Origin of the sequence: Belliella kenyensis (assembly GCF_022549675.1) — a bacterium.
Lineage (GTDB): Bacteria > Bacteroidota > Bacteroidia > Cytophagales > Cyclobacteriaceae > Belliella > Belliella kenyensis.
Genome location: NZ_JAKZGR010000069.1, coordinates 1 through 553, shown reverse-complemented (window position 1 = coordinate 553; position 553 = coordinate 1). Strand labels below are relative to the sequence as shown.

1 protein-coding gene is annotated in these 553 nt (G+C 46.1%); it reads left to right on the top strand.

The features are described 5' to 3' along the window. The coding region (locus MM214_RS18985; protein WP_241297750.1) for an Ig-like domain-containing protein at positions 1-553 on the top strand (553 nt) is incomplete at both ends.

Genomic DNA, 553 nt, shown 5'->3' with positions numbered 1-553 from the left:
GCAGGTGATCTATTGATCGCAAGTGTGGAGGCTGAGCCTTTTACCTTCAACTGGGACAATGCACCTCTGGGCAATCATTACATCACTGCTATTGCCACAGACAATGAAGGGGCTGCGACGGTTTCTAATTCTATTTACATAACAGTCGAGGAAACTCCTGCTGTGAATGTTTCTCCAACAATCAGCATCATCACCCCAGCAGATCAGCAGGTATTCGAGCAAGGGCAAGTAATCGAGATCACTACCCTAAGTGCAGATGAAGATGGTGAAGTCGTGAAGGTAGATTTCTATGCAGGTGATCTTTTGATCGCAAGTGTGGAGGCTGAGCCTTTTACCTTCAACTGGGACAATGCTCCTCTGGGCAATCATTACATCACTGCTATTGCCACAGACAATGAAGGGGCTGAGACGGTTTCTAATTCTGTCTACATAACAGTTGAGGAAGCTCCTGCTGTGAATGTTTCTCCAACAATCAGCATCATCACCCCTGAAGATCAACAAGTATTCGAGCAAGGGCAGGTTATCGAAATCACTACCCTAGTTGCAGATGAAG